This is a genomic window from Alistipes sp. An66 (genome assembly GCF_002161445.1).
In the GTDB taxonomy this organism is placed as follows: Bacteria; Bacteroidota; Bacteroidia; order Bacteroidales; family Rikenellaceae; genus Alistipes; species Alistipes cottocaccae.
In genome coordinates this window covers 1-635 of the sequence record NZ_NFHT01000051.1, presented here as the reverse complement: position 1 = coordinate 635, position 635 = coordinate 1, and the positions used below count along the sequence as shown (strand labels likewise).

Sequence of the window (635 nt, the reverse complement as noted above, 5' to 3'; positions counted from 1 at the left end):
AGTCCGAGACCAAATCGTGACCTGTTTTGCTCCGGACCGAAAACAGGTCACGATTTACGCACAATACACTGTTTTACACCGACTTGCGTCGCAATATCGCCCATGCTGCAAACGTTTGTTTAACCCCTTAAAAAACATGCAGCCATGCGCCGAACAACCTTCTCCGTGGTCTTCTTCTGCAAGAAGTCCAGAATCTCCAAAAAGGGCAAAGCGCCCATCTATGCCCGAATCACCACCTCCGGCCTCTCAACCGAGATTTACACCCGCTGCCAGATCGAGCCTGAGCGCTGGAACCAACGTCTGGAACGCTCCCTGCATCGGGACAAGGTGGCCCTGCAGATCAACGGCATCGTGGACAGCTATCGGGCCAATATCCTGGCGGCCTACGACGCTCTGATTCGGGAGGGCAGGATACCGGACTGCTTCACCATCAAGGAACGGCTCGAGAATCCGGGCAGCTCCACCCGACTCTTCCTTGCCGAATTCGCGAAATACTGCGAAAAACGGCAGCAGGAAGTCGGTAGCCGCATCACACAGGTCACAGCCAACAAATACCACCGCCTGCTGCGTTACATGACCGAATACACCCAAGCTCAATATCAAAAAGAGGACCTGCCGCTGGACAGAATCTCCTA

Annotated in this window: 1 protein-coding gene; it reads left to right on the top strand. The window is 54.3% G+C overall.

All coding sequences use genetic code 11. From position 1 onward, the window contains the following. Positions 1-144: 144 nt before the first annotated feature. Positions 145-635, top strand: a 491-nt coding sequence (locus B5G16_RS12445; protein ID WP_239406128.1) for an Arm DNA-binding domain-containing protein, incomplete at its 3' end; no start/stop codon positions are given.